Annotated in this window: 5 protein-coding genes and 1 pseudogene; 3 read left to right on the forward strand and 3 right to left on the reverse strand. The window is 68.5% G+C overall.

What is annotated here, in order from left to right:
- The 3 genes from AACZ35_RS12845 to AACZ35_RS12855 form a co-directional block, all read right to left on the reverse strand.
- Window positions 1-358: TCP-1/cpn60 chaperonin family protein (locus AACZ35_RS12845; RefSeq protein WP_339829931.1), on the reverse strand; the 358-nt coding region annotated here is incomplete at its 3' end.
- A 62-nt stretch (window positions 359-420) separates the two neighbouring features.
- A complete protein-coding gene (gene groES, locus AACZ35_RS12850; protein ID WP_339829933.1) occupies window positions 421-708 on the reverse strand; it encodes a co-chaperone GroES in 288 nt (95 codons plus the stop codon).
- A gap of 142 nt (window positions 709-850) precedes the next feature.
- On the reverse strand, window positions 851-1,336 hold the full coding sequence (locus tag AACZ35_RS12855) for a hypothetical protein (protein ID WP_339829935.1): 486 nt from the start codon (window positions 1,334-1,336) through the stop codon (window positions 851-853).
- A 348-nt stretch (window positions 1,337-1,684) separates the two neighbouring features.
- Here AACZ35_RS12855 and AACZ35_RS12860 point away from each other — a divergent pair.
- The 3 genes and pseudogenes from AACZ35_RS12860 to AACZ35_RS12870 all read left to right on the forward strand — a co-directional run.
- A pseudogene (locus tag AACZ35_RS12860) lies at window positions 1,685-1,822 on the forward strand (helix-turn-helix domain-containing protein); the annotation flags it as partial.
- Between the two features lie 70 nt (window positions 1,823-1,892).
- Entirely contained in the window at window positions 1,893-2,060 is a 168-nt protein-coding gene (locus AACZ35_RS12865) for a hypothetical protein (RefSeq protein WP_339829939.1), read from the forward strand.
- Between the two features lie 106 nt (window positions 2,061-2,166).
- Window positions 2,167-4,225, forward strand: a 2,059-nt coding sequence (locus AACZ35_RS12870) for a protein-disulfide reductase DsbD (protein WP_339829937.1), incomplete at its 3' end; no start/stop codon positions are given.

Below are 4,225 nucleotides of genomic sequence, written 5' to 3' on the forward strand. Positions count from 1 at the left end.
TGCCGCGCTTGAGGTCCATCGGGTTCATGCCGGCGGCGACCGCCTTCATGCCCTCGCGGATCAGGGCCTGCGCCAGCACGGTGGCGGTGGTGGTGCCGTCACCGGCGATGTCGGAGGTCTTGGAAGCAACTTCCTTGACCATCTGGGCGCCCATGTTCTCGAACTTGTCGGCCAGCTCGATTTCCTTGGCGACGCTGACGCCGTCCTTGGTGATCGTGGGGGCGCCGAAGCTCTTGTCGAGCACGACGTTGCGGCCCTTCGGGCCCAGGGTGGCCTTGACGGCGTTGGCGAGGGTGTTGACGCCCTTCACCATGCGCGCGCGGGCGTCTTCACCAAAACGAATTTCCTTGGCTGCCATTTCTGTATATCTCCGGATGCTTTGAATTGAGGGGGATGACTGGTCGCGCGAAAGGCGCGTTATCAGCCGAGGATGGCGAGGATGTCGTCTTCCTTGACCACCAGGAACTCGGTGCCGTCGAGCTTCACTTCGGTGCCCGAGTACTTGCCGAACAGCACCTTGTCGCCGACCTTCACCGACGGGGTGCGGGTCGTGCCGTTGTCGAGCGCCTTGCCGGCGCCGACGGCGACCACTTCACCCTTGATCGGCTTTTCGGTGGCCGAGTCCGGGATGACGATGCCGCCAGCGGACATCTTTTCCTCTTCCATACGCTTGATGACCACGCGGTCGTAGAGCGGCTTGATGTTCATGAGTGTCCTCGTTAGTCCTTTAGTTTCAACAACATGGGCCTGTGCTGTTAGCACTCGGCCCCGGTGAGTGCCAATGATACGCGCGCGCCGGTTGCACCGGAAGCGCCGCGGCCCCGGTTAGATGGGGCCCGGGCCCTGCCTTTCAAGCCCCCCGGCGCAGCCTCCGCCACAGCTGGACCACCCAGCAGGCCGCCAGCGTGGCCAGCAGCAGGGGCAGCACCAGGTCGCCCAGGCCGAAATAGCGGGTCGCGGGGCCGCCGGCCTGCCAGGCCAGGGTCTCGATGCGGCCGCCGTAGACCAGGCTTTCGGCCAGGTCCAGGCCGGTCCAGGCCACCACCCCCAGGGCGGACAGCAGGCCCGCGTGGCAGAACCGGTCGCGGGGCAGGTCGAACACGGCCTGGGCCAGCACGAAGGCCCCGGCCAGCAGCAGGGCCAGCGAAAGCAGCACCGCGGCCGAAGACAGGGCGCCCAGGCCGGTAAACCGCAGCCCGGCGCCCGGCACCGACACCAGCTGCAGGCCTGCCCAAAGCGGCACGCCCGGGACCGACGATGCCGCCAGGTGCCCCTGCCATCGCAGGGCAAGGTCCAGCCCCCAGGTCGCCGCCAGTACCGCGCACCACTTCTTCATTCATCCCCCCCCCCGGGAAGTGTTGCTTTCCAGGCCGCGCTTGGTTCTACAATCGGGCAGTGCCCAACGACCGGCCCGGACACAGCAAAAGCCCCGCATAACAAGGGCTTCGGTGTGACTAGAGCACGGCGACGGGGTCCGGGGTCAACGCCCGGGACGGTGCCAAAAGCACCCACATCGGCGGCGTCCTGCTAAGCAGGGCTTACCGCCCATCCGGAAACTCCGGTGCCTGCCCACTTGCCAAGGGGGTGGTTAGGGCAGATGCACCGGTTCCGGACAGTTGTGCTGACCTGGTTAGAAAAACCGGGCATCACGGATCCTTGCAGGACCTTTTCGGGGAAACATCCAATGACACATCTATTCAATCGAATCAGGCAGGCGCGCCGGGGCGCGTCCTTGTCGCAGTCGGAGCTGGCCTTCGCGGTCGGCGTGGCCCGCAGCGCGGTGGCGCAGTGGGAACGCAAGGACGGCGCCCGGCCAACCACCGACAACATGGCCAAGATCGCCATGGCCACGGCGGTCAGCTTCGAATGGCTCGCCACGGGGCGGCCGCTGGGTGGGCGGCGGCAGCGAGGACGATTCGCAGGAAACACCGGCGATGATGCTCAACTTCTACGCCCAGTGCGGGCTGGAAGAGCGCCTGCTGGTGGCCTTCCGCTCGCTGCGCAACCCGGAACAGCAGCCGCTGGTGGATTTTGTCGAGTCCATGACCACGCGCGCCTGAGCGTTTCGTTCGCGGCCTCGCCAGGGCCGCGAACTTCCGGGGATACTGTCGGTCCGACAGGGGCGGCGCCCAGGCGTCCGCCCCCACCGCCCGAACGAGATCCCGCATGACCCGTTGGCTTCTGGCCTTGCTGGCCGCCCTGAGTTTCGCCCCCATGGCCCAGGCCGTGGACGAGGCCGACCTGCTGCCCATCGACGAGGCCTTCGCGCTGACCGCGACCGCCAGCGAACGCGGCCGCATCGAGCTGCACTGGGAAATCGCCGACGGCTATTACCTGTACCGGCACCGCATGGGCGCCGAGGTGTTGTCCCCGGGTTTCAAGGTCAATCCGCTCGAGTTGCCCGACGGCATTGCCTACACCGATGAATTTTTCGGCGACGTCGAAACCTACCGCGACGCCGTCACCGGCGTCCTGACCGGCGCCGCGGCCGACGGCACCACCGTCGTCGAGCTGAAAGTGAAGTACCAGGGCTGCGCCGACCTGGGCATCTGCTATCCGCCGCACAGCAAGACCCTGCGCGTGTCCTTGCCCACGGCCGCGGCCGGCGAGGCACCGGCCGCCGGCCTGGACCTGCTGGGCCCGCGCGGCAACAACGTCTTTGGCGCCGCCACCGGCGCCAGCGATGCGCTGCCGCTGCCTGAGGAAGAAGCCTTCCGCTTTGAAGCCATCGTCGGCGGGCCCAACCAGCTCTTGCTTCGCTTCACGCCGGCGCCGGGCTATTACCTCTATCGCGACCGCAGCAGCGTCGAGGTGCGGGGCGAGGGTGTGTCGGCCGGCGCGATCGCCTGGCCCGCGTCCACCGCGCATTTCGACGAACACTTCGGCGACGTCCAGGTGTTCTTCGACCAGGTCGAGGCGCCGCTGCCGCTGTTCCGGCAGCACACCGAGGCCACGCCGCTGACCGTGGTCGCCACCTTCCAGGGCTGCCAGACCGACGGCATCTGCTATCCGCCGATGACCCGCGAAGTGGCGCTGGAGCTGCCGGCCGGCGGAACCGTGGGAGGGACTTCAGTCCCGACCGGTACCCCGGAAGAATCGGGGCTGAAGTCCCTCCCACCCGGGCAGGCCGGTGCGACCACGCTGTGGCTGGCCCTGCTGCTGGCCCTGGGCGGCGGCGTCATCCTCAACCTGATGCCCTGCGTGCTGCCGGTGCTTTCGCTCAAGGCACTGTCGCTGGCCCAGGGTGGCGGCGACCGCCGCAAGGCCCGTTCGCAGGCGCTTTGGTACACGGCCGGCGTGCTGGCCAGCTTCGCCGCGGTCGGCGCCGCGGCGCTGGCGCTGCGCCAGGCCGGCCTGGCCCTGGGCTGGGGCTTCCAGCTGCAGCAGCCGGGGGTGATCACGGCGCTGGCGCTGGTGATGGTGGCCATCGGCCTGTCGCTGTCGGGCGTGGTCGCCTTCGGCGCCACCCTCGCCGGCACCGGCCAGTCGCTGGCGCAAAAATCCGGCCCGGCCGGCGACTTCTTCACCGGCGTGCTGGCGGTGGTGGTTGCCAGCCCGTGCACGGCGCCCTTCATGGGTTCGGCGCTGGCGTTTGCGTTCGCGGCCTCGCCGGCCGTGGCCATCGGCGTTTTCCTGGCGCTGGGCCTGGGCCTTGCCCTGCCCTTCCTGTTGATCGGCTTCGTGCCGGCGCTGGCGGCGCGGCTGCCCAAACCCGGCGCCTGGATGGAAACCTTCAAGCACCTGCTGGCCTTCCCGATGTACCTCACCGCCGTATGGCTGCTGTGGGTCCTGGCCAAGCAGCGCGGCGCCGACGCCATCGGCCTGGCCCTGGTCGGCGTGGTCGGCCTGGGACTGGGCCTGTGGCTGTGGGAAAAGGCGCGCTTCAAGGGCGTGGCCGCCAAGACCCTGGCCGCGCTGGTGATCGCGCTGTCGCTGTGGCCGGTGGTGGCGGTGCAGCGCATGCCGGTACCCGTTCGCGCCGAAGCTTCCACCGAAGGCGTCGTCGAATATTCGGCGCAGCGTCTGGAACAGCTGCGCCGCGACGGCCGCGTGGTGTTCGTGAACATGACCGCCGACTGGTGCGTGAGCTGCAAGGCCAACGAACGCACCGTGCTGGGCCGCGACGCCTTCAAGGCCTCGCTGGAGCGCGCCGGTGCGGTTTACATGAAAGGCGACTGGACCGACGTGGACCCGGAAATCACCGCCTTCCTTGAAACCCACAAGG

The sequence above is a fragment of the uncultured Arenimonas sp. genome, from assembly GCF_963976025.1.
GTDB lineage: Bacteria > Pseudomonadota > Gammaproteobacteria > Xanthomonadales > Xanthomonadaceae > Arenimonas.